This is a genomic window from Pirellulales bacterium, assembly GCA_035546535.1.
Taxonomy (GTDB): Bacteria; Planctomycetota; Planctomycetia; order Pirellulales; family JACPPG01; genus JACPPG01.
Map to the genome: position 1 here is coordinate 12,161 of DASZWQ010000014.1, position 22,842 is coordinate 35,002.

At 63.4% G+C, this 22,842-nt stretch carries 17 protein-coding genes; 3 read left to right on the top strand and 14 right to left on the bottom strand.

Annotated elements, in window-relative coordinates; translation table 11 throughout:
• Positions 1-126 precede the first annotated feature (126 nt).
• Complete coding sequence (locus tag VHD36_01425) at positions 127-1,089, top strand: glycosyltransferase family 2 protein (GenBank protein ID HVU85949.1); 963 nt, start codon at positions 127-129, stop codon at positions 1,087-1,089.
• A gap of 27 nt (positions 1,090-1,116) precedes the next feature.
• Here the strand turns inward: VHD36_01425 and VHD36_01430 are convergent, their stop codons facing one another.
• From VHD36_01430 to VHD36_01465, 8 genes are all read right to left on the bottom strand, one after another.
• The gene (locus VHD36_01430; GenBank protein HVU85950.1) at positions 1,117-2,211 is read right to left on the bottom strand and encodes a hypothetical protein; all 1,095 of its coding nucleotides are present in this window, start codon (positions 2,209-2,211) and stop codon (positions 1,117-1,119) included.
• A gap of 689 nt (positions 2,212-2,900) precedes the next feature.
• Complete coding sequence (locus tag VHD36_01435; protein ID HVU85951.1) at positions 2,901-3,641, bottom strand: MBL fold metallo-hydrolase; 741 nt, start codon at positions 3,639-3,641, stop codon at positions 2,901-2,903.
• A 163-nt stretch (positions 3,642-3,804) separates the two neighbouring features.
• Positions 3,805-4,713, bottom strand: a complete 909-nt coding sequence (locus VHD36_01440; GenBank protein HVU85952.1) for a sugar phosphate isomerase/epimerase — start codon at positions 4,711-4,713, stop codon at positions 3,805-3,807.
• A 234-nt stretch (positions 4,714-4,947) separates the two neighbouring features.
• On the bottom strand, positions 4,948-5,613 hold the full coding sequence (locus VHD36_01445) for a hypothetical protein (GenBank protein HVU85953.1): 666 nt from the start codon (positions 5,611-5,613) through the stop codon (positions 4,948-4,950).
• Positions 5,614-5,668: 55 nt separating this feature from the next.
• Entirely contained in the window at positions 5,669-6,049 is a 381-nt protein-coding gene (locus VHD36_01450) for a DUF2752 domain-containing protein (protein ID HVU85954.1), read from the bottom strand.
• A 214-nt stretch (positions 6,050-6,263) separates the two neighbouring features.
• Positions 6,264-7,088 carry an AAA family ATPase gene (locus tag VHD36_01455; protein ID HVU85955.1) on the bottom strand — a complete coding sequence of 275 codons (825 nt, stop codon included), beginning with the start codon at positions 7,086-7,088 and terminating at the stop codon, positions 6,264-6,266.
• Positions 7,089-7,187: 99 nt separating this feature from the next.
• Positions 7,188-8,384 carry a hypothetical protein gene (locus VHD36_01460; GenBank protein HVU85956.1) on the bottom strand — a complete coding sequence of 399 codons (1,197 nt, stop codon included), beginning with the start codon at positions 8,382-8,384 and terminating at the stop codon, positions 7,188-7,190.
• Between the two features lie 6 nt (positions 8,385-8,390).
• Positions 8,391-8,999 carry a hypothetical protein gene (locus tag VHD36_01465; GenBank protein ID HVU85957.1) on the bottom strand — a complete coding sequence of 203 codons (609 nt, stop codon included), beginning with the start codon at positions 8,997-8,999 and terminating at the stop codon, positions 8,391-8,393.
• Positions 9,000-9,513: 514 nt separating this feature from the next.
• Here VHD36_01465 and metH point away from each other — a divergent pair.
• Positions 9,514-13,218 carry a methionine synthase gene (gene metH, locus VHD36_01470; GenBank protein HVU85958.1) on the top strand — a complete coding sequence of 1,235 codons (3,705 nt, stop codon included), beginning with the start codon at positions 9,514-9,516 and terminating at the stop codon, positions 13,216-13,218.
• 87 nt (positions 13,219-13,305) lie between these two features.
• On the opposite strand, the gene VHD36_01475 is transcribed toward metH, so the two are convergent.
• From VHD36_01475 to VHD36_01490, 4 genes are all read right to left on the bottom strand, one after another.
• Complete coding sequence (locus VHD36_01475; protein HVU85959.1) at positions 13,306-14,517, bottom strand: DUF4185 domain-containing protein; 1,212 nt, start codon at positions 14,515-14,517, stop codon at positions 13,306-13,308.
• A 116-nt stretch (positions 14,518-14,633) separates the two neighbouring features.
• Complete coding sequence (locus VHD36_01480; protein ID HVU85960.1) at positions 14,634-15,872, bottom strand: sulfite oxidase; 1,239 nt, start codon at positions 15,870-15,872, stop codon at positions 14,634-14,636.
• A gap of 14 nt (positions 15,873-15,886) precedes the next feature.
• Positions 15,887-17,362: a DUF1501 domain-containing protein gene (locus VHD36_01485; GenBank protein HVU85961.1), complete on the bottom strand. Its 1,476-nt coding sequence runs from the start codon at positions 17,360-17,362 to the stop codon at positions 15,887-15,889.
• The gene (locus tag VHD36_01490; protein HVU85962.1) at positions 17,352-19,382 is read right to left on the bottom strand and encodes a DUF1549 and DUF1553 domain-containing protein; all 2,031 of its coding nucleotides are present in this window, start codon (positions 19,380-19,382) and stop codon (positions 17,352-17,354) included. Before VHD36_01490 ends, VHD36_01485 begins: the two co-directional genes overlap by 11 nt.
• 248 nt (positions 19,383-19,630) lie before the next feature.
• Between VHD36_01490 and VHD36_01495 the strand changes: the two genes are divergently transcribed.
• Complete coding sequence (locus VHD36_01495; GenBank protein ID HVU85963.1) at positions 19,631-20,995, top strand: Gfo/Idh/MocA family oxidoreductase; 1,365 nt, start codon at positions 19,631-19,633, stop codon at positions 20,993-20,995.
• A 519-nt stretch (positions 20,996-21,514) separates the two neighbouring features.
• Here the strand turns inward: VHD36_01495 and VHD36_01500 are convergent.
• Both VHD36_01500 and VHD36_01505 read right to left on the bottom strand, forming a co-directional pair.
• Positions 21,515-22,183, bottom strand: coding sequence for a hypothetical protein (locus VHD36_01500; GenBank protein HVU85964.1), 669 nt, complete (start codon positions 22,181-22,183; stop codon positions 21,515-21,517).
• A gap of 168 nt (positions 22,184-22,351) precedes the next feature.
• Positions 22,352-22,842: GDP-mannose 4,6-dehydratase (locus VHD36_01505; protein HVU85965.1), on the bottom strand; the 491-nt coding region annotated here is incomplete at its 5' end.

The following is a 22,842-nucleotide window of genomic DNA, read 5'->3' on the forward strand; positions in this document are numbered from 1 at the left end:
GGCGTTCGCCGCGGTCATCAGGTCACATGCCGAAGCTGTCAGTCCGGTCGTTGCGGACAGTTTTCACCAGGGACAGCCGGTGGCTACGGAAATCCGGCGTGGCGAGTGCGGCAAGGAAGCACGCACGTGCCGAAACTCTCGATTCTCATCGCGGCGCACGACGAAACGCTCCTGGAAGCCAGCCTGGTCTCGGTCTTACAAAGCCGGCCAGCCGACTGCGAGGTCGTCGTCGTTCACGACGAAAGCTACCAGGATCCCTACGATCTGGCGGGCGAGGTCCGCTTCGTAGCAACCTCCCGCGCGAGCGAAGAGCTGGCGCGATTGAACCTGGGGCTCGCGCATTGTCGCGGTTCGGTGATCCACGTCCTGCGCAGCGGCGCCGAAGTGACCGACGGCTGGACGCAGGCGGCGCTTGCGCATTTCGCCGATCCAACCGTTGCGGCAGTCGCTCCGCTGGTCATGACGCCGGACGGGCAGCAAATTGCCTCGTCAGGTGTTGCGTACCATCCCGGCGGAAAGCGCATAGCCCGAGGCCAGGCCCAATCGGCGCAGAGCGTGCCTGGCGCTACCGAGACCGTGCTGGGACCGACGCTGGATGCCGCCTTTTACCGCGCGGGCGCGCTGAACTTGCTGCGCGATGCGTTTTGCTTAGAGGTAGGCAGCGAGATGGCCGACGTCGACCTGGCGCTGCGGTTGTCTCGCGCCGGCTATCGCGCGATTTTCGAGCCGGCGTCGCGCGTCGTCGCTCCCCGGCCGGCGCGGACCAATCCGCTGGTTGAAGCCTGGCTCGCCGAGCGACTTTACTGGAGACACGCGAAGCACTTTGGAATGGCTCGTTCGCTGGCCGCACATGCGGCCGTCGTTGGCCGGGAGTTTACCCTGTGTCTCGTCCGGCCGCTGCGAGTCGGTTGCGTCTTGGGTCGAGCCGCCGCCTTCTTCGAGCACGCGCTCACGCGCCGTGCCCCTCAAACGGCAGATCGTCCGCAACCGCCACCGACACCGCGTACCGATTTGCGCCTGGATCCGGCGGTCGACGGCGGGATCTCTCTCCGCCGCCGTAGCCGACAGCGCACTCCTGAAGTGGTTTAGAGCTTCGGCCCAAAGGGTGTGGGCGGTTCACTCGGCGTGCACTTCGTCCGGCAGCTTGATTGCGTGGGATTCGTGAATTTCGAGCCCGTCGTGCTGCTTGTTCGGGAAGAACAAGTCGCAAACGGCATCGAACAACCCGAGTTGCTTGGTGTCCTTGATCTGCTCGCGCAGCGCCTCGCGCAGTCCGAGGATGACCACTTGGGCGTCGGGCCAGCGCACGTTCATCACCGCCGCGATATCACCCAACAGTTGATACACGCGCGCCCGGGTCAGATCCATGTCACGTGCCACCTGGCGTACGGTCGCGCCCGAGCCATCGAGTTGCAGGCGGCTGGCGGCGAGCTGAGCGATTTCTTCACCGGCGTCGATTTCGACTTGCGCCATGAGCCGATCGACAAAAGAGCGGCGAATACTGGCAGCATCGACTTCGACCGTGCGGCGCATGACGGCGGACGCCCAGTACTCGATGTCTGCCACGAATCTCGGCACCACCTGCACCGAGAGATGCGGTTGCGACTTGCTGCCGGCCAACAATGCGTGCAGCGAACCGAACACTTCCAGCACGGCACTGACGCGCTTTTCGCCGTGCGTTTTCAAGGAACGGATCTGGGCCAGGCTTAACGAAGTGTACGCGTCCAGCGGCGTATTCCAGATGACGCGCGGCAACCGCTCGAGAGAGGGAGCGACGCGACCTAGCGTCATGTTTCCCAGCCCGTGATCGCGAACCGTCTGTTGCCACTGCACCCACAGTGCTTCGGAAACCTGCGTGGCGTCGACGTGGCTTCCGTCGATGGCCAATGCCGGCTCTTCGGCGACGGTCGTGTCCAGAGATCCGGGTGGATTTGGGTTGGCAGCCCGGCGCAACAGTTCGATCAGGCAGTTGATTTTCTTCTGACCGATGCCGGGAGTGGCAAAGAGTTGCTCGAAGGGCATGGAAAAGAGTTCTCGCAGCGTCTTTCCCATCAGCGCGATCGGCGACGATCGATCGGTCGGCAACGCCCAGAAGGCCAAAGGCTTATCCAGGCGGTCGGCAAACTCCTCAGTGAGAAGCTTTTTGCGAACCTCCTCGTAGCTGGCCACCAGCCGATACTCAACGACCACGGAAGAGCGATTCATTTTCATCGTCGATGTCTCCTACATGCTGCAGCGCTGCCCCAAGACTGGGGGCGTTGCTTCCCTGCGCGACGAACTGCCAACAGCACGCGTGCCTCCCCTCATCCCTGGCCCCACCGTCGAACGCTGCCGGAGCATTCGACTTGTTCCGGTTTGGCCGGGGCCCAGCCAAGTCTGAAATGGTCTCGAAATTGACGAAAAACTAATCCGCAGATATTCTCGTCCCCGACTTACCGGGGCACCCGAACTACCTGCTCGACCCCTCCATAGGTAGTGTCCAATCCCCCCTCTGATTCAATTCCATTATGGAGATTCAAAATTTTTTTTCCAGGTCATTTTTGGCCATTTCCCCTTTCGGCATCCAGATGCGTAATCGACTGGCAGGAGAAAATCCGGAAAAGCGACAGTCTGCCTATTGATTATGCACCGAAAACGACTCCAGGCCGGCCGAGCGACCCCTTTACCTTCCCGAGGCACACGACTTAGGGAAAATCCCAAAGCCCCGACCGAACGGGCAGGTTGCTCCTAACGCAACCCGCATGCCGCCCCCACGGATCGATGCCACCCTTTCGATCTTGGGACACCCCGACGCGATACAACCTTTACGCGGCAAAGCCGGATCAGGTTCAACTCGATTGGCACGGTTGGAGCAGCTTCGAGAGAAAATCGGTGCCAGAAAACTGGGCCGCGTTGTCTCTTTAGAAGTCGATTGCCAGGTGATCGACACCCAGTTCGGCCGCCGGAAAGATGGCCCGTGCCTCGCCCAGCCCCACGGGATCCTTCGCCGCGATCAAGGGGTTCAGATGCACCAGCAACAGTCGACCGACGTCGGCCGCGCGGGCGACTTGGGCCACGGGCGTGATGTGGCTATGGCCGGTCAGATCGGCCAGCGCCGTCTGATCGTCGGCAAAATAGCACTCGTGTACGAGCAGGTCGACGCCGCGGATTTTTTCAACGTAAGCGGCCGTGGGGTTGGCGATGGTGTCTGTGACGTAGGCCATCGACCGGTCGGACCAATCGATCCGGTAGCCAATGGCCCCGCCCGGATGATCTACCGGAAAATGAGTGAGCTTCGCCCCGCCCGGTAGCGTGACGGGCCCGTCGAGCGGCAAAAAATCGCACGGTGGGGCAACAGGAAACAACGGTTCGCTGAATAAGTGTTCGCGAATAGCCGCCAGCTTCTCCGCCTCGCCGTAAACGTTTGCGCGCGAAACAGGCCGATCATTCAGCACGTCGTACAAGAACGTCAGTCCCATGATGTGATCGACGTGCGCGTGCGTGATGAAGATGTGCAAATGCGGCGTGACGAGGTGATCGCGCACGCGGTACATCCCGGTGCCCGCGTCGAGGACGACGCCGATTTCCGGCAGCATGAAGCAGGCGGTGTGCCGCAAATCGTTCGGGTGATAGCCCGTCGTTCCCAAGCATAACAGCTTCATACGACACCGATCTGCCTTGCCGAGCGTGCGGCCCTCGATGGCAGGCCGCGCGACGCACATCGGCGGAATGATACCAGTAAACCGGGCGCTGCTCGATACGCCGTCGGCGAAATATTCGGCGCGGCGGTCGGTGATTGGCTGAAAAACACGACCCGCTGGGCGCTCAGCCGATGAGCGGCCGCAGCACGTTCCTCGAAATCCGCAGCGACCGTTTACGCGCTTCCAGCGAATCGCGAAACGAGTCGTCCTCCACCTCGATCGAGACCGGGCCGCGGTAGCCGACGTCGGTAAGCGACGAAATCCAGGCCGCCCAGTCGATCGAGCCGAGGCCGGGAATCTTCGGGGTGCTCCACCCCAGGCCGAGGATTCCGCGGTCGTCGAGCTTCTGGCGGTCGATTTTCATATCCTTGGCGTGCGTGTGGAACAGCCGATCGCGGAACTCGTAGATCGGCCGTAGATAGTCCATCATCTGCAAAACCATATGCGATGGATCGTAATTCAGCCCGAAGTGCCGCGAGGGGATCGCTTCGAACATCCTCCGCCACACGGCTGGCGAATACGCCATGTTCTTGCCGGCCGGCCACTCGTCCCAGGTGAACAGCATCGGGCAATTCTCGATGCCGATCCGCATGTCGTGATCTTCGGCGAACTTGATCAGATCCGGCCACGTTTTGCGGAACAGCTCGAAATTCTCGTCGGCGTTGCGGCGATGATCGGCGCCGATGAACGTGTTGACGTTCGACAGCCCCAGCAGCCGTGCCGCAGAAATCACCTTCTTCAAGTGCGCCGTGGCGACGCGCCCTTCCTCGGCATCGGCCGACAAGATGTTTGGGTAGTAGCCGAGGCCCGACATGGCCACGCCGTGCTTCTGGCACAGGGCGTTTACATCGTCGGCCTCGGCCTGGGTGAACTCGCTCGCGTCGATGTGCGTGACGCCGGCGAATTTCCGTTCAGCTTTGCCGACCGGCCAGCACATGACCTCGACGCAATCAAATTGCTCCTCGGCCGCGAACTTCAAAACGTCGGCGAAGCCCAAGTCGGGCAAAATGGCGGTCACGAAGCCGAGTTGCATGGATGTCTCCGAGAGGTGGCAGACCGAAGCGAGCGCCAGGCTGCCAGGAGCGCGAAACGGGTCAGCCGGCGGATTGTGCCGCGCGGCCGGCGCCGGTGCAAGCGCCCACGCAAAGAGGCCGCAACGGAACCGAGACATCCATCGACGCAACGCTTCGGCAATCGACCTCGATCGAGGCCGAGGGCTGGCTGTTACGTCCTGGCTTGCAACCAGCGACAGGCGCGGCAGATCGCGCTACTCTTGGGTAAAGCCCACGGCGTCGAGCGCTACGTCACTGGTCGCGTCGTGCGAGTAGAAGTGCCGACCGACGATGTCCGACAGGTGGGCGACAAAGCGGCGGCGGAAGTCATCCTCAGGCATGGAAGTGTCCACGCCGCGATTGGGCGGGAAGGTGATGCGCGGCAGCGATTTCTTGTAGACCACTTTGCCGCCGTCCGCCACGTCGTACACCGTGATGTTCATCCGCGCCTTGCCCTGGTACAGCGTCTGGCTCTGGAACAGGCTGAATTCCTCGACGTCGATGCCGATGACCATGTCGGCCTTGAGGGCCTGGCCGACTTCGGCGAAATCTTCCCAATCGTGCTCGTCCGTCCATTCGGCGACTTCTCGTGGGTCGACCACCGACACCTTGCGGACGCGTTGCCCGATCATCTCGCCGATCATGACGGCCATTTCCTGCGTCGAGCGGGTGCCGGTCGAGTATTGCAGTTCCACCAGCGGACGGCAGACGACCGCCACGCGCTTGTTCCGCAGTCCGTTGTAATCGGCGCCCACGTCGTTTCCTTTAATCAGCCAGGCAGCCGTGGCCAAGGCGTTCACGCATCCGCTCTGCGAGGCGATCGTTGCCAGCATGACCATTCCGGTCGCGAGCATCAGGAAGCGACGAGTTGTACGGTCCATCGTTCTACCTCGAAAGCAGTTTGTGTGGCGGCTTCTTGCGCGCCACGCTGTGCGTCTACCCGGTGGTAACTCGGTAAATCCAATCCACGAGCGTAACGGCCGCGACGAAAAGCGCAGCGGCCGCCAACACCCGCTCGCGCGGCGGGCGCACCAGCCATCGGCCGGCCGCGGCCGAGACGACGCACCACGGCGCCGCCACGATCGAACCGAACGCCAACAGCGCACCGCCCACGTTGGCCGCCAGCGCAGCAGTCAATTCGCCGCGCACCGCGTGCGACCACGACGTAGTCATTCCGCAAGATGGACAACGCATGCCGAAAAGCCATCGAAAGGTGCAGGGGGGTAAACCCAACTGCTCGTGCGTTCCCAGTCCCGTCGGACTCGGCTGCAAACCTGCGGCCACGGCCAATAGCCCGACCAGGATCAGGCCGGCCATTCCGACCGCCAGCCTTCTGCTGCGCGAGAACCGCCTTGGGACTGGAATTACGCTCGTATTCACGAGTGCGAGAAAGGCGCGGGAAGATAGTGGACCCTGGGCGGGGCCGCAAGGTCGATTTGCCGGCGGGGCCGAAACCGGGCCTCGCTCTCGCTAAGAATAGCCGATGGAGCGCGACATCGCTGCTAGCACGGTCGCTGACCGGCAGCGGCCGCTAGCTGGCCGAGACCGTGACCAGGTCTTGGCTGACGGCCTCGATCTGCGCCGGCCCGATCGACCGCAGCTCTTCGGCAAAGCCGACCAGCAGGGCCAGGTCGCACAGCCGATTGATCTGTCGCGGGATGCCGTGCGACACCTCGTGCAGCGCTTCGATGGCGGTCGGCTCGAAGATGGTGCGATCACTCCCGGCCACGGCCAGGCGGTGCTGCACGTAGGCCATCGTTTCCTCGACCGTGAAGGCGCGGAGCAGGCATTTTACACTCAGCCGCTCGTCCCATTGCGGCATCCGCGACAGCATGGGCGCCAGCGCCGTTTGCCCGACCAATAAGAGCGTCATGGCGGGGCCCGCCTCGGCCTCGAAGTTCAAGAGCAGGCGCAACGCCTCGAAGCTGCGGCTGCCTTCGATCAGGTGGGCCTCGTCGACGGCCAAGACCGCGTGTCGCCCCTGGGCCGCGATTTCAGCCAAACGATGCTGGATGCGGCGCACGCTGACATCAAGCGATGCCGCGGCGCTTTCACGCTCACTCGTGGCGCCTAACTCAGCCGCCAGGTAGGCCAGCAAGTCTCCGGCCGGCATCTGCGGAAACACCAGGTGTACCGCCGGGCGAAACGTCTCGGGCAATTGCTCGGCGAGCAAACGCACGAGCAATGTCTTTCCGCACCCGGATGGTCCGATCAAGAGAGCCGCGCCGCAGCGGTTCTCGATGGCGTAGCGCAGCTTGAGTAGCGCGCCTTGATGCGTCTCGGTCGGGTAATAGGACCGAGCGTCACACTTGACGGCGAACGGCTTCTGCTGCAATTGCCAGTATGCTTCGTACATGCTCTCACGTCGGAGTATGAGAAAGGTTCTTGTCTGAACAGTCTGTCGAAATCGGCGTCCTGGCGATCAGGCAGCTGGTCGCATATTGCAACGGGCTAGCTACGCGGCGGCGAAGTTTTCCACGAAGTTCCACTGCGCGATGCCGCAACCGTGCAAACGCCGTTCGATTTCCGCGGCTTCCTCGTCGCTGGTCGAGCGCAGGTCGCGCACCACCAGAGCGCGATCCACGCGACAGGGTGCCGCCCAGGAGAGCAAGCGGCGGCGGTCGTTCGTATCGCCGACGGGCCCGGCGTCGATTAGCACTACGTCGCAGTGCCGGCGCAGCTCGTCCAGCGAGCTTTTCAGCCGCGCGACGCTCAAACGCCAGTCTGCCGCAGACGGTTGTCGCAGCGGCAGAACTACAACCCGATCTTCCAACGATTCGACGAGGGCCTCGACAAGCGGCTTTTCGCCCGTCAGCGCGTCTTCCAGACCCACCTGCGCGGCAAGCCCCAGATTATCGGCCAGGCCTGGCGCCTCGAAATGAGCATCAACGAGAATCACGCGCTGCTGTTGATCGGCGAGCGCCTTGGCCAGGGCCAGCGCGATGATCGTGCATCCTTCGCCGCGACGCGCCGCCGTGACCGAGACGAGCTTCCGGTGCCGGCGGCAGGCCTCGGCCAGGTCGCTCGCCGCGGCTCGGAATTGTGCGGTCGCCGCCTCGAGCAGCACGTCGGTCAACTCGGGCCAGGTAAAGCTCGCGACTTCGTAGACGGGGCGCCAGATCGGCGACGGACCCGAGATTGGCAGAATGACCGGGCGTGGGCTGACCGCTGCTTCAGGAGGTTGCGCAACCGGCGGCGTAAGCGTGGCCGGCGCACTCGGCGGCGCATCCGAATTGGCCTTCGCGGCTGGCGACTTCCGCGGCGCATCGACGAAGTTTGCGTGAGGCGGTCGCACGCCCTGGTGCGCCGAATCGACGACCGTGCGCTGCACGGCTTCGGCGATGGCCAGTGGCTTTTCGTCGGCGACGATCGAATCCCCAGCGACGACAAAGGTCTGCGGTTCCGGCGTGGCGGCGAGCGTCGAGGGTTGTGGTTTGCGCAACGCGCGCGGTGAGGCAGCAGCAGCGCTTTCTGCCGTGGCAGCGTTTGCCGCCGCCGGCGACGCCGTGATCGGGCGTTCGGCCGAGACCCTGCCGGGGCGTTTCGCGGCCGCGGGTGGTGCGAAATGCGGCGCAGCTACGGACTTCGCCGGCGCTATTTCGACCGCGCTCTTGCGATAGGCCTTGATGAATGTCTTATTGAGACTGCTCATTGGGCACTAATATTGAGATGGAACTGGGTCAATTCGGTTCTGGAGTCGCCCGATCGGCGCCGCATTCCTGCGCGCTTGCGGATTGGGACCAGTCGTCGGATTGATGGTGACCGACGATGACGACTCTACGCGACCTGGCTGGTTGGCGCGCCCTGCTTCTGCGGGATGGAACGGTGGCGCCTCGTCAAGCGTACCGGCGGTGTTGGCTGCGGATCGTACGTCGCAGGTGAGTGCCGTCGCACCGCCGTCGGCTTGCCTGGCCCGCGGACCATCGTTACGCACTCCGTCAGCGTGTCGCGAGTTATCTTTGCGGTTGCCCGCCACGAGGGCGAAGACCACCGCGATCAAGCCCAGGGCCAAGGCGCCGGTGAGCAACGTTCGCGGCCGCCGCCAGCGACTCGCCAGGCTGCGCAACATCAAAAGCAGCGTTTCGAGGTTCACCTTGTGATGCGGCGCGGCGGCCGATTCCGGCCCTTCTTTCACGATCAGCCGAGTGCTGCAATCAGGCACGCGCAACAGCACGTACTGGTCGCGCGCCGCGACGGCTCCCAAGGCAGACGTGCCGTCCGAGATGGCCAACGAAACGCTCGAACGAGATCGAAGCGGCTGTTCCATGAACGGTTACCGTGGGTCTTTTGACCATGGAAGTGAGAGGGGCGACTACCGATCCTCCAAATCGCGCAGCCTCATCCGCGCGCTCGGGGAGGACGCTAGTATCCCGAAGTTTCTATCGGTTCGGGATATAGCGATCTTGAGTGCTGTCGCGGCGGTATGGGTTAGGCAAGAATGACGGTCCGACAGTCGAGCGAGTCGGCACGCGCCCGCTGGCGTCGCCGGGGCCTCAGCTAGGTGATCGCCCCTAGAATTGCTCTAAACCGAACGTCCGCACGGCGGCCGGTGTCTGGATCGACGCGAGTAATGTCTTGCCCCCGTGTCACTAACATGGGAAATTTGAGTCTGGACGCCTCGCGGTGTCATCCTCAGGGGGGTGGTGGTCCTGCCGCCACCGCCTGGGGCTCGGTCGAACCGACGTGTGCCGCGCTACGTCCCTCGGAAAGTGCCCGTCCGGGCGCTCTGCCGGTCCGCCCGCCCACGTCTCCGCCGCCCAAATTGAACGGGGTCTGACAGCATGGCTATCGCCAATCAACCGCACACCCGGGAACTGCTCGAACAATTGCTGGGGGATCGGATCCTCGTGCTTGACGGCGCGATGGGGACGATGATCCAGCAGTTGAAGCTTGAAGAGCAGGATTTCCGCGGCGAGCAATTCGCCGATCACCCGTTCCCGGCTCTGAAAGGTTGCAACGACCTGTTGTCGATCACCCGGCCCGACGCGATCGAACACATTCACAAGCTGTATTTAGAGGCGGGCGCGGACATCATCGAGACCAACACGTTCAACGCCAATTCGATCTCGATGGAAGATTACGGCTTGCAGCAGTACGTCCGCGATATCAACCTGGCGGCCATCGCCTGTGCCCGCCGCGCGGTCGACGAGATGAACGCCCGCACGCCGGATCGGCCACGGTTCGTGGCGGGCTCGATCGGCCCGACCAAGGCGCAGCTTTCGGTGGCCGGCAACGTCGACGACCCGGCCTATCGGCCCACGACCTTCGCACAGATGGTCGACATGTATTACGAGCAGGTGGCGGCGCTCGTCGAGGGCGGGGTCGACATCCTGCTGCCCGAGACGGCGTTCGACACGCTCGTGCTGAAGGCGTGCCTGTTCGCGATCGACAAGTATTTTGTCGACCACGACGTGCGTCTGCCGGTGATGGCCTCGATGACCATTTTCCAGGGTGGCCGCACCCTTTCGGCGCAAACGATCGAAGCCGCTTGGACGTCGATCTCGCATGCCGACCTGATGAGCGTGGGAATCAATTGCGCATTGGGACCCGAGCAACTGCGGCCGTACCTGGAAGAGCTATCGCAAATCGCGCCCGTGTACGTCAGCTGCTATCCGAACGCCGGCTTGCCGAATGCTTTTGGCGGCTTTGACGAAACGCCGGAGCAGATGGCGCGCACCCTGGCGGACTATGCCGCCAACGGTTGGTTGAACCTGGTCGGGGGCTGCTGCGGATCGACGCCTCCGCACATTCGCGCGATCGCCGAGGCTGTGCGTGGCCGTGCGCCGCGCCGGCGGCCCAAGCTTCAGGCCCTGACGCGATTCAGCGGCCTCGAGCCTCTCGCGTTACGCGCGGACAGCAACTTCACCATGATTGGCGAACGGACGAACGTCACGGGCTCGAAGAAGTTTGCCCGCATGGTCCTGGCCGGGCAGTTCGAGGACGCGGTGGCCGTGGCCCGCGGCCAGGTCGAGGGCGGGGCAAATATCCTCGACGTCAACATGGACGAAGCGATGCTCGACGGCGAGGCGGCGATGACGCGGTTCTTGAACTTGATCGCCGCCGATCACGAAGTATCGCGCATCCCGATCATGGTCGACAGTTCGAAGTGGTCGGTCATCGAAGCCGGCTTGCGCTGCGTGCAAGGCAAGGGGATCGTCAATTCGATCAGCTTGAAAGAGGGCGAAGAGCCGTTCCTCGAGCACGCCCGGCTGGCTCATCGCTACGGCGCCGCCGTAGTGGTCATGGCCTTCGACGAGAAAGGCCAGGCCACGAGCAAGGAAGATAAGGTTCGCATCTGTCAGCGGGCCTACAAGCTGTTGACCGAGAAGGTAGGATTCTCTCCCACCGACATTATCTTCGATCCGAACATTCTCACCGTGGCGACCGGCATCGAGGAGCACAATCGCTACGCGATCAACTTCATCGAGGCCACGCGCGAGATCAAAGAGCTCTGCCCCGGCGCGAAGGTTTCGGGCGGCGTGAGCAATATTTCCTTTTCGTTCCGCGGCAATGAGCCGGTGCGCGAGGCCATGCACGCGGCCTTCTTGTACCACGCCATCCGCGCCGGCATGGACATGGGCATCGTCAACGCCGGGCAATTGGCCGTGTACGAGGACATCCCGCCCGAACTGCTCACGCGGGTCGAGGACGTGCTGTTCGACCGCCGCCCCGACGCCACCGAGCGGCTGATCGAATTTGCCGAGAGTGTCAAGCAAGGTGGCGCGAAGCGCACCGGCGCCGACCTGTCCTGGCGCGAAGCGGACGTGAACGAGCGGCTGTCGCATGCGCTCGTGCGGGGCATCGCCGACTACATCGAGGCCGACGTTGAAGAGGCCCGGCAGCTTTATTCGAGCTGTCTGGAAATCATCGAAGGGCCGATGATGGCCGGCATGCAGATCGTGGGCGACCTGTTCGGACAAGGCAAGATGTTTCTGCCGCAGGTCGTGAAAAGCGCCCGTGTCATGAAGCGGGCCGTGGCTTATCTGATGCCGTTCATGGAAGAAGAAAAGGCGCGCACGGGAAAAGTCGGTCAGGCACGCGGCAAGATCCTCATGGCCACGGTCAAGGGAGATGTGCATGACATCGGCAAGAACATCGTGGGCGTGGTGCTGGGCTGCAACAACTACCAGGTCATCGACCTGGGGGTGATGGTCCCCTGCGAGCAGATCCTGGAGACCGCCGTGAAGGAAAGGGTCGATCTGATCGGGCTCTCGGGCCTGATCACGCCCAGCCTCGACGAGATGGTACACGTCGCCCGCGAGATGCAAAGGCAGAACATCCAGACGCCGCTGTTGATCGGCGGAGCGACCACCAGTGCCAAGCACACGGCCGTGAAGATCGCGCCGACCTACGAACGCCCCACGATTCACGTGCTCGACGCTTCGCGCAGCGTGGGCGTGGTCGAGCAACTGCTCAACCCCAAATCACGCGACCAGTTCGACAAGCGCAATCGGGCCGAACAGGCGCAGCTGGTCGAGAGCTATCAGCGGCGGCAACAAGTCCATCTGGTCTCGTACGAGGACGCTCGGCGGCAACCGTTCGTCACCGACTGGAAGAAAGTGCGCATCGATACGCCGTCGTTCCTGGGCGTGCGCGTCTTGCAGGATGTGCCGTTGGCGGACCTGGTTCCCTTTATCGACTGGTCGCCGTTCTTCCAGGCCTGGGAGCTGCGCGGCAAGTATCCGAAGATCTTCGACGACGCGACGGTCGGCATGGCGGCGCGTGAGCTGTTCGACGATGCGCAGCAACTACTGCACCGCATCGTCGATGAGCATCTGCTCGTGGCCCGCGGGGTGTACGGTTTCTGGCCGGCGGCCTCGCTGGGGGACGATATCGTCGTATACGCCAGCGATCAGCGCGACCGCGAGATCGCCCGATTTCACACCTTGCGCCAACAGTGGGAACGCAAGGGCCAAAAGGCGTTTTATGCCCTGTCCGATTTCGTCGCGCCCGTGGAAAGTGGTCGCAAGGACTACATCGGCGCGTTCGCCGTCACCGCCGGGCTGGGGACCGATGAATTGGTGCAGCGCTTCGAGGCGGCCCAGGATGACCATAGCGCGATTCTGGTGAAGTCGCTGGCCGACCGGTTGGCAGAAGCCTTTGCCGAGATGCTGCACCAGCGGGCCCGGCGCGATTGGGGTTTTGGCGGCGAAGAAAATCTGTCGAACGACGAACTGATCGACGAAAAGTATCGGGGCATTCGCCCGGCGCCAGGCTATCCGGCCTGCCCCGACCACACCGAGAAGCGCACGCTCTTTGACCTGTTGTCTGCTGAGCGCAATGCCCAGGTCACGCTGACCGAGAACTTTGCCATGTTTCCGGCGGCCAGCGTCAGCGGACTTTATTTCGGGCACCCCGAGGCGCGGTACTTCGCCGTCGATCGCATCACGCGCGAACAGGCCGAGGACTACGCCCGTCGCAAGGGGATGACCCTGGCCGAGGTCGAACGCTGGCTGGCGCCGAACCTGGGTTACGAACCGGGGTGATCGCGTGCCTGCCTCGCGGCAGCGTGCGCAAGTCGCACCGTGATCAGCGAGAAGAATTGGTGCTCACAGAGCACCCTACGACGCGCACTATTTTGCTGACGGCGCTTCCGGGAGCACACTGAACGGCACGCGTATGAAGCGCGGCCGATAGATGTTAGCATTCGTCGCCGATTCGCCGAAGTCGAACGAGTTCACCACGTAGCTCACCAGCAGTTCATCGGGCCGGCTCAGCTCCGGATGCGCCTTGGCCGCGTAGGTGAAGTGCTTTTTCTGCGGGTCGACATTTGGTACCTGGTAGATCGGCTTGGCCTCGGACCAGGGCCCGAACATCGACTTCGCGGTGCGCGCGAGAATACGCGCGCCAAGAAAAGGCTCGCTCTGCACGAGCACCCACCGCGGGTCGTCGCCGGCGCCGACCCGCGACACGGAAAATTCGGTGGTTAAAAACGTTGCCAGCGCCGCCGCGTCCGCCGTTCGTTCGCTCCAGTCATCGGCGGTGCGAAATCGCCACTGCGACATATCTTCAAGCTTGTCGGCGGGCACCCGCGCGACGATCAGCTCGTTCGTCTGCTTGGGCACCTGCCGGTAGCCAAAGATGTACAGCATCGGCTCGGCACCGGCGGGCGTGTCAACGTACAGTTCGGAGCCCCACAGGATTTCGGGAGGTTCCCCTCCTTCCCTGGTGGCCGTTGTTGGAAATGCATCGGGAATCGCGAACTGCCGCGGCTGCCAGGCGGTCCAATCCGCGGCGGCATCGTCGATGATGGCCAAGGCGCTTCCGACCATCTTGAAACCGAACGCGCCTTCCCCGGCCCGCGCGATCCGCCACAGAAACACGACGAGCCGCTCACGTCCTTGCGCACCGGGCAGCAGCGTGGCATCGGCAACCCAATACCAGTCGTCTGGCCCGGAGCGCGGACCGGCCGCCAGTTTCGGATCGGGGCGGATCCAGGCTTGCGGTTTGTCCGCGTCGGTGGGCGAACCCCACAAGAATCTTACATCCGCAGGCTTGGGCGTCTGGCCAAGGGGTGGAATCGCGTGCCGCGCGAGAGTGTTGTTCACCATCCGCACGCCCGGCTGCCGACGGCCGTCGCGCACTTGCCCGAGGAAGGTATCGGCGAACAACCATAACACGTCGCCGCGCGGCAAGGGGGCGGAATAAATCGCGTCTCCGCCGACCCAGCCATCTGCGCGGTCGAAGACGACATCCCAAGCCGGGTCAGGTACCGCTTCGGTCAGCGGCCTTTCGGCCGCGCTGGCAGTGCTTGCCGCGGCGAGAGCGATGCAACCGACTGCCATAGCGAAGGGCATCGCCTTCAGAAACGCAAACATGGTTGCGTACGAGGGGCGACGAATTCGCGAACGTTCGAAGGCCATGCCAAGTAAGGCGAAATGAATCGCGCCCCCCTGCGGAATCAGCTCACGACCACGTTCACCACGTGTACGGCGCTAAAGCAATAGCCGGCCGGATTCCATTGCGCGGCTGCTGAAAACGGCTGCGATCGGCCGAGCGCATCGATCGCCCGCACCGCAATCTGGTGCTCGCCGCGCGGCAAATCGAGCGAAACCGACCACGGCTGCCAGGCATATGGACCTGCTCCTGGTGCGAGTGTCGCTTGTTGCCAAGGGCGCTGTGGGCCGGTCGTGACGAGCACGGTTTCGATCTTGGCGGCCCCGTCATTCCACGCTACGCCACGGACCTCGGTTCGACCCGCGCGCACGACTTCGTTATCCAGCGGTGAAAAGATCACGCTTTTGATTCGCATGCGCCAGTTGGCGTCGCTATTGGCCAGGCCGTATTTGAAGTCGCTGCCGACCGGGATTGGTTCCTTGGGCGTGCGATATCGCGCGACCTGGTGGTAGTTGGGCGTCTCCTGCGCATCGAACCTGAGCTGCGTCAGCCATTTCACGTTCATCGTCGCGTAATAGCCGGGGGTCACCAGCCGGACGGGCCCGCCATGTACGGCCGGAATCGGTTCGCCGTTCATCGACAGGGCGATGAAAGATCGCGCCAAGGCATCGTCGAGCGGAATGGAATGCTCGAAGTCGGCGTCGCCGGCTTTGATCGGCGTGTCGCGCCCGGTGGCCGTTACGAAGCGCGCCGCGGAATCATGCCCGACCTTCAACCGGTCGAGAACGGCGGTCAGCGGCACGCCGGCGAATCGGACATTGCCCATCGCGCCGCTGTGCCACTGCGCCCCCTTGGCCGGAGCGAGCTTGGAAAAATACGCTCGGCCGTTGCCCGAGCATTGCAGCACCAACTCATGCTCGACATGGTCCATCCGCGACAAATCGGCCACACGGATCGAGGCGGGTTTATCAACGAGGCCCGCGATTTCGATGCTCCAATCCTTCATCGCGACGGGGTCGAGATTGTCGGTGCCCGCCAGTTGCTGATTGTTGCGTACGTAGAGTAAGGATTTCGGCGTGACCACGTATTCGGCCAGAAAACGCAGCGGCGTCTCGAGCTCGATCGCCTCGGCGCCATGAACGATCAGGCGTGGGTCCTTGCCGGCGACGATCTCGGCCGCCGTTCGCTCGGTGGCAGCGTGGCCGACCCTGGCAGCATCGCGGCCAACCAGCAGTCCGCCCGCGAGCGTCGCGGCCGAGTGCTTCAAAAAGCTGCGGCGCGAAGCACGTGGTTCGTTGGGCAAGAAGATTCTTCTCATCACGCGATGACGTCACGAATGACGTGGCCGAAAACGTCGGTCAGTCGTTCGTCGCGTCCCTGATGGAAATAAGTCAGTTGCTCGTGATCCAATCCCATGAGCGCGAGCACGGTGGCGTGAATATCGTGCAGATGCACCTTGTTCGTCACGGCCTCGAAGCCGAATTCGTCGGTCTCGCCGTAGGCGATGCCCCCCTTCACGCCGGCGCCGGCCAGCCACATGGTAAAGCCGTACGGATTGTGGTTGCGGCCGGGGGCGCCTTCCCCTTCGGCAAAGGGCATGCGGCCGAACTCGCCGCCCCAGAGGACCAACGTGCTCTCCAACAGGCCGCACCGTTCGAGGTCCGTAAGCAGCGCGGCGATCGGCTGGTCGACTTCGGCGGCGTGGCGACCATGATTCTTCTCGACGCTTTCGTGCGCGTCCCACGTTTCCTCCAAGTGACCGCCGCCGCTGTAAAGTTGCACGAAGCGGACGCCCCGCTCGACCAGGCGGCGCGCTACCACGCAATTCCGGCCGAACTCATCGGTGGGCGACTGGCCGACGCCGTACAGATCAAGCGTCTCTTGCGTTTCGCTCGCGAGGTCGACTGCCTCGGGCACTTCGGCCTGCATGCGGAAGGCCAATTCGTAGCTGGCGATCCGCGCTGCCAGTTCGCTGCCACCGGGGCGCGCGGCCATGTGCTGCTCGTTCAGCTTACCCAAGAGATCCAGTTGTTCTCGCTGCGCCGCGCCGGCGAGATACTCGGGCCCGCGCAAGTCGAGTACCGGATCACCGACCGGGCGAAACAGTGTTCCCTGAAACGTGCTGGGCATGAAACCGGCGGCCCAATTCGGCTGACCACTGATCGGTCCGCCGCGCTTGTCGAGAATCACGACATAGCCGGGCAGGTTCTGATTCTCTGTTCCCAATCCATAGACGGCCCAACTTCCCAGCGACGGCCGGCCGATGAACGTCTTGCCGGTGTTCATAGCTACCAGGGCCGAGCCGTGCGCGTGACTGTCGGTATGACACGAACGGAGCATCGCCAGCTTGTCGGCATGCTCGCGCACGCGCGGGAAATAGTCCGAGATCATCAGTCCGCTCTGCCCGCCCGGGCGAAACGGCCGCCACGCCGGCGTCAGGAAGCCCATCTTGCGGTTGCCGGAGTTGGTGAATTTCTTCCCCTCGGGCAGGCTCTTGCCGGCATACTTGGCCAGTTCCGGCTTGTAGTCGAACGTGTCGATATGGCTCGGACCGCCGTTCATCATCAAGAAGATGACGCTCTTCGCAGGCGTGGGAAAATGTTGTGGTTTGGGCGCCAGCGGGCTCTGAGCGACGGCCGTTTCGTTCGCGCGAGCGTGACGGGTGAAAAAACCATCAGCGCCCAGCAGGCTCGTGAGCGCGGCGCCAGCAAAGCCGGCCCCCATCTCCCATACGAATTCGCGCCGCGACTGGCCACAGGGGAACAGGCGGCGTTGTTTTTTCTCAGTCGACATAGATGAACTCGTTCAAGTTCAAAAGGACATGGCACAGCGACGCCAACGCGAGCTGATCGGGATTGACCTGGGCCGCCTTGGCATCGGCGGGCGATGCTCCCTTTTGAGGACCATTCGAGGTCGCCGTGGTAGCCTTATCACCTCCGGGCCTGGTCGCAGCCTCGCCTCCGGGTGCCGCTGCTGGCTTGTTCAACAGTGCCGAGCCCACCACTTGCGAAGGGGCACCGGCGAATCGTTCGCGCTGCCGCGCCAGATGCGCAACCGCGAAATCACGTTCAGCCGGCGAAGGCGCGCGCGACAGGGTCAGCCACCAGGCACGCTCGATTTGCGCAGCGCGGTCCGATCCCGCTTCGCGCACCACGCGATCGGCCAGGGCATCGCTCTGGGCATGGACAAAATCATTGTTCAAAAGGGCCAAGGCCTGCGGCGCCACGGTGGAAATATTTCGCTGGGCGCACGGTAGCGTCGTATCCGAAAAATCGAAGACCGTCATCAGTGGCAAGAGCAGCGACCGCTTCGTGAACATGTAGACGCTGCGGCGATTCTGTTCCAGCGGCGGCGATTCCTTCCACTCGGCCCCTTTTTTCGACAGTCCTTCGAGCAGTTCGGGCCTGGCTGTGGGATAAAAGCTCGGTCCGCCCGCCTTCAGGTTCAATTCACCGCTGGCCGACAGCATTGCGTCGCGCAGTGGTTCGGCCTCGAGCCGGCGACGATTCATCCGATACCAATGCTCGTTGGCAAAATCGCGCGTCGCGTATTCTTGCTGCTTGGGATGCATCGAGTCCATATGATAGGTGCTCGACATCACGATCATCTTGTGCAGTCGCTTAGCCTGCCAGCCATGCTCGACGAAATCGGCAGCCAGCCAGTCCAGCAGCGCGGGATGCGTGGGCGCGGTGCCCATCACGCCGAAATTGTCGGGCGTGCGACTCAGGCCCTCGCCAAAGTGATGCAGCCACAGGCGGTTCACCGCCACGCGCGGCGTCAATGGATTGGCCGGGTCCGCGATCCAGCGCGCCAACTGCGTGCGACGGCCCGTCGTCTTGGCCTCCGGCGGAGCGGGTTCCACCGGCCGCGCGAGCTTCGGCAGCATCGACAGGTAGCCGACCGGCACCACGTCCCCCTCGCGGCGAGGGTCGCCGCCGCCGAGCAGCTTGACGGGCGCGGCTTCGCGACCGGCATCGGTGTAAGCCAGAAGTTCCTTGCTCTCGTCGGCACGGCCGGCGATGAAGAAGCCCAGCATGCCGTAATAATCAGTTTGCTTAATCGGATCGAACTTGTGGTCGTGGCACCGCGCGCATTTGACGGTGAGCGCTAGAAAACTGGTCGACGTCGCGCCGATCAAGTCGTCGAGCTGCTCATACTTGTAGACCAACGGGTCGTTGGGCTCGTCGTCGAAGGTGCCAATCCGCAACAGCCCGGTGGCCGCGCGGGTATTCTCGTTCGCCCCGGGCAACTCGTCGCCGGCCAGTTGTTCGAGCACGAACCGGTCGTACGGCATGTCGTCGTTGATGGCGCGAATGACCCAATCGCGGTAGCGCCACGCGCCGGGCTTTTCGGCGTCGCGCTCGTAGCCGTTGGTCTCGGCGAAACGGACCACGTCGAGCCAGTAGCGGGCCCAGCGTTCGCCAAAGTGCGGACTGGCCAGCAGCCGGTCGACCAGCCGTTCGTAAGCCTGCGGCGAATCGTCAGCCAGAAACGCGCGCACCTCGTGCGGCTCGGGGGGCAAGCCCCACAGGTCGAAATAGACGCGGCGGATCAGTCGCTCGCGCGGTGCCGCGGGGGCTGGCTCGAACTGGTCGGCTTCGAGGCCCGCCAGGATGAAATGGTCGATCGGCGTCGCGCACCAGTCGGGCCGCGAGACCGTGGGAAGTGATGGCTTCGTGATCGGCGCGAGCGACCAAAGATCTTCAGCCGCGGCGCTCTCGGCCGCGGCGGCCGCGCCGGCGACACACGTCGCGATCATCAACGTTAGCGCTGCCATCGCGCAACGGACGGCACTAGCAGGGGACGACTTCACGATCCGGTGATCCTGTGGGGGTGCGCTTGTCGCGCGGCATGGGCGAAAATGCCGCGAGAGGTAGGCTTGCGCCAGTTTATCCGCGGCCGGCTGCAACCGCCAGTTTTTGGATGCCGCGACCAGGGCAGTGGGCGGATCGGGCTGGCTGTTGCTTTGCCCTGCGCCGACGCAGCGGCTACGCTGAAACGCAGTGACTTCACCGCACGCACCAAGAACAGGATCACACTCCAGCCCTGGGAGAATCGATCATGGCCGAAACGCATCGCCGCACATTCCTGCAGCAAGCCGGCGCCGCGTCGCTCGCGGCAACCCAACTCGCTGGCCTGGCCGCCGCCGACGACAAGGCCGCCAACGCCCCGCAGGGTAACGCTGACCAACAGGCTAAGCCCGGCCAGGCTGCCGACAAACTCGTGATGGGCTGGATCGGCTGCGGTGGCCAGGCCACGAACCTGATGAAATCGTTCGTCACTCAGCAGGACGTGGCCGTAACGTACGTCTGTGATCCCGAGACGGCCCGCGCTCAGGCGATGGCGCAGATCGTGCAAAGTGCGTCAGGCAAGACGCCGAAAGTCATCGCCGACATGCGCGAGCTGCTCGACGACAAGTCGGTCGACGCCGTGTGCGTCGCGACGCCCGATCACTGGCACGCGCCGGCGACGATCCTGGCCTGCGACGCGGGCAAGCACGTGTATGTCGAGAAGCCGTGCTCGCACAACATTCGCGAGGGGCGGCTGATGGTCGACGCCGCGCGCCGCAACAATCGCGTCGTGCAGGTGGGGACGCAAAGCCGCAGCTCGCCCGCCGTGATCGAAGCCATGCAACTCATCAAAAATGGCGAGATCGGCGAGGTGCTCGTCGGCAAGGTGTGGAACAGCCAGCTTAGAAAGAATATCGGGCATGGCACGCCCACCGCGCCGCCGGAAGGGTTGGACTACGATCTGTGGGTCGGGCCTGCGCCGATGGTGCCGTTTCAGGCCAATCGGATCCATTACGGCTGGCACTGGTGGTACGACTTCGGCACCGGTGACATGGGAAACGACGGCGTTCACGACATCGACATTGCCCGCTGGGGCCTGGGGCTCGACGTGCACCCGTCGACGGTGACGGCCTCGGGCGGGAAATTCTTTTTCGACGACGACCAGCAATTCCCCGACACGCAATACGTCGTGTTCGACTATCCCGGCGACGGACATTTGGGGCACCGCAAGCAGCTCATCTTCGAGCAGCGCATCTGGAGCCCCTACCGGCAGGAATCGTACGAGAACGGCAACGCCTTTTACGGCACGAAGGGGATGCTCTTGATCGGCAAGAACGACGGCTGGAAGCTCTACGGCCCGAAGAACGAGCTGCGGAAGACCGCCGAGAAGTCGGGCATCGGCCTGCCGCATCATCGCGACTTTATCGAAGCGATACGCAGCGGCCGGCGCCCGGCAGCCGACATCGAAATCGCGCATCTGTCGACGGCCTTATGCCACATGGGCAACATCGCCACGCGGCTAGGACGCACGTTGCACTTCGACGGCGCGACCGAGCAGTTCAAAAACGACGCAGAGGCCAACTTGCTGGTTCGACGCCAATATCGCGAGCATTGGGGAACGCCGAAGAACGTGTGAGCGGGGAAAACATTTCACCACGGAGGCACGGAGGCACGGAGAGGTGATCAAAGAAAGCCCGGAGCGATGAGTGATGAGTACGAAGGCCGTTGTTCCCGCGTTCAGGTAATGCATCTGAGCTGAGTCAGGAAGCGGCCAAGAGCGGATAGAAAAAGTGAATGCCCCGATTTTCAACCGTGCACATGGGTTTCAATTTGGGCTGATGCGCCTGATCGCAGGCATGTCACTTATCGTCGTGGGATTCGCGTCAATCCGATTGGCATTTCAACTGGCCAATTCGAGCAGCCCGTTTTTGTTCCACGGCGGAGGAGCCATTGTTGGCGCGGGCTTAGGGCTACCGTTTCGCCGTCCTCTATTAGGAGCGGGGTTGGTCTTTCTAGCACTATTTGTGGGCGTCCTCCTTTGGGCAGGACCAGCACGAGCCTAGAATGCCGCCAGTTATGCGTGGCTTCTTATCCAATTCTACTTTTTCATTCTTTCCTTTTCCTCCGTGTCTCCGTGACTCCGTGGTGCAATTCCTCACCGCCGCGCCGTGAGCGCCTCGAAGCGATACCGCAGCCGCTGGACTTCGTCGCGCAGCTGGTCGTTTTCCCAGGCCAGGTCGTCGAGCGGGGAATCGGTTTTGGCGGCTTGCTCCGCCCGGGCGAGCATCAGTCGCTCGACTTCCACTTCGACCCCCAGTCGCGTCAGTTGAATATCGCTGATGGCGTTGGCGGCGGCTTTCACCTGCCGGGCCGTTTTCAAGACGAATTCCGCGGTGCGCACCGCTTCGCGGGCACGCATCACGTTCAGCGCGCCGCGCGAGGGGTTGCCTGCTTTGACCATGCGCAGATTGTCTTCGGCGACTCGGACCATGCCGTCGACGCGATCGAACTGCGAAGCCGTGATCGAGCCGTGAACGCGGCTTTGCAGATCGGTCATTTTCTGCAGGTCGAGCTGCAGCAATTTGAGCGACGCCTCGGCGTAGGCCACGTCCAATTCGTGCGGATCGGTCGGAACGGGCCTCGCCGGGGCCGGCCGCTCGTTGTCGCCGAGCACCGCGGGCCGGTCACCGGGAGCCGCCGCCGCCTCGCGCGCGTCAAACGCCGTGAGCAACGACCCGATGGCTGCGCCATTTCCCGCCGCTCCCAAGCTGGCTACAAATCCGGCCACCGCGCCGGCCAACAGGGCACATACCACGCCTTTCATGGTCCATTCCTTCTCGCGCACCAGAGAAGTGATGCACTGCGGCCGAAAGGCGGCAGTGACGCGTGTCTGCCGGCGCGGTGCCAGGGCCGGCGGACGAACTGTGTCGCTAAAGACAATTCTCGCGCGCGGACGCGAAAAAGGGAATCGAATTCGGCGGCGCGAGACGTTTTAGCCGGTCGGCGCGCCGCCGGCGGCACCGGAGGTCAGCTCGCGCTCGACGCGTTCCAGGTCCGCATCGACCATCATCGCGATCAGCGTGGGGAAGTCGACCGTCGGTTCCCAGCCCAGCACTTCTTTGGCCTTGCTGTAATCGCCGCGTAGCCGATTGACCTCGGCCGGGCGATAAAGCGCCGGGTCGGTCACCACGTACCTGGCCGGATCGAGCCCCACGTGGCCGAAGGCCAAATCGACCAGCTTGCGCACCGTGTGCTTTTCGCCGGTGGCGATCACGAAATCGTCGGGCTTTTCCTGCTGTAGCATCAGCCACATGGCGCGGACGAAGTCGCCAGCGAAGCCCCAATCGCGCTCAGCGTCGAGATTGCCCAGGTGCAGCCGGTCTTGCACGCCGAGCTTGATGCGGGCCACACCGTCGGAGACCTTGCGCGGCAGAAATTCCTTTCCGCGCAGCGGCGACTCGTGATTGAACATGATGCCCGAGC

Coding starts and splice junctions, on each gene's coding strand:
- VHD36_01430 (HVU85950.1), bottom strand. CDS start 2,211: ATGAAAATGAATCGCTCTTCCGTGGTCGTTGAGTATCGGCTGGTGGCC.
- VHD36_01435 (HVU85951.1), bottom strand. CDS start 3,641: ATGAAGCTGTTATGCTTGGGAACGACGGGCTATCACCCGAACGATTTG.
- VHD36_01440 (HVU85952.1), bottom strand. CDS start 4,713: ATGCAACTCGGCTTCGTGACCGCCATTTTGCCCGACTTGGGCTTCGCC.
- VHD36_01445 (HVU85953.1), bottom strand. CDS start 5,613: ATGGACCGTACAACTCGTCGCTTCCTGATGCTCGCGACCGGAATGGTC.
- VHD36_01450 (HVU85954.1), bottom strand. CDS start 6,049: ATGGCCGGCCTGATCCTGGTCGGGCTATTGGCCGTGGCCGCAGGTTTG.
- VHD36_01455 (HVU85955.1), bottom strand. CDS start 7,088: ATGTACGAAGCATACTGGCAATTGCAGCAGAAGCCGTTCGCCGTCAAG.
- VHD36_01460 (HVU85956.1), bottom strand. CDS start 8,384: ATGAGCAGTCTCAATAAGACATTCATCAAGGCCTATCGCAAGAGCGCG.
- VHD36_01465 (HVU85957.1), bottom strand. CDS start 8,999: ATGGAACAGCCGCTTCGATCTCGTTCGAGCGTTTCGTTGGCCATCTCG.
- metH (HVU85958.1), top strand. CDS start 9,514: ATGGCTATCGCCAATCAACCGCACACCCGGGAACTGCTCGAACAATTG.
- VHD36_01475 (HVU85959.1), bottom strand. CDS start 14,517: ATGGCAGTCGGTTGCATCGCTCTCGCCGCGGCAAGCACTGCCAGCGCG.
- VHD36_01485 (HVU85961.1), bottom strand. CDS start 17,362: ATGTCGACTGAGAAAAAACAACGCCGCCTGTTCCCCTGTGGCCAGTCG.
- VHD36_01495 (HVU85963.1), top strand. CDS start 19,631: ATGGCCGAAACGCATCGCCGCACATTCCTGCAGCAAGCCGGCGCCGCG.
- VHD36_01500 (HVU85964.1), bottom strand. CDS start 22,183: ATGAAAGGCGTGGTATGTGCCCTGTTGGCCGGCGCGGTGGCCGGATTT.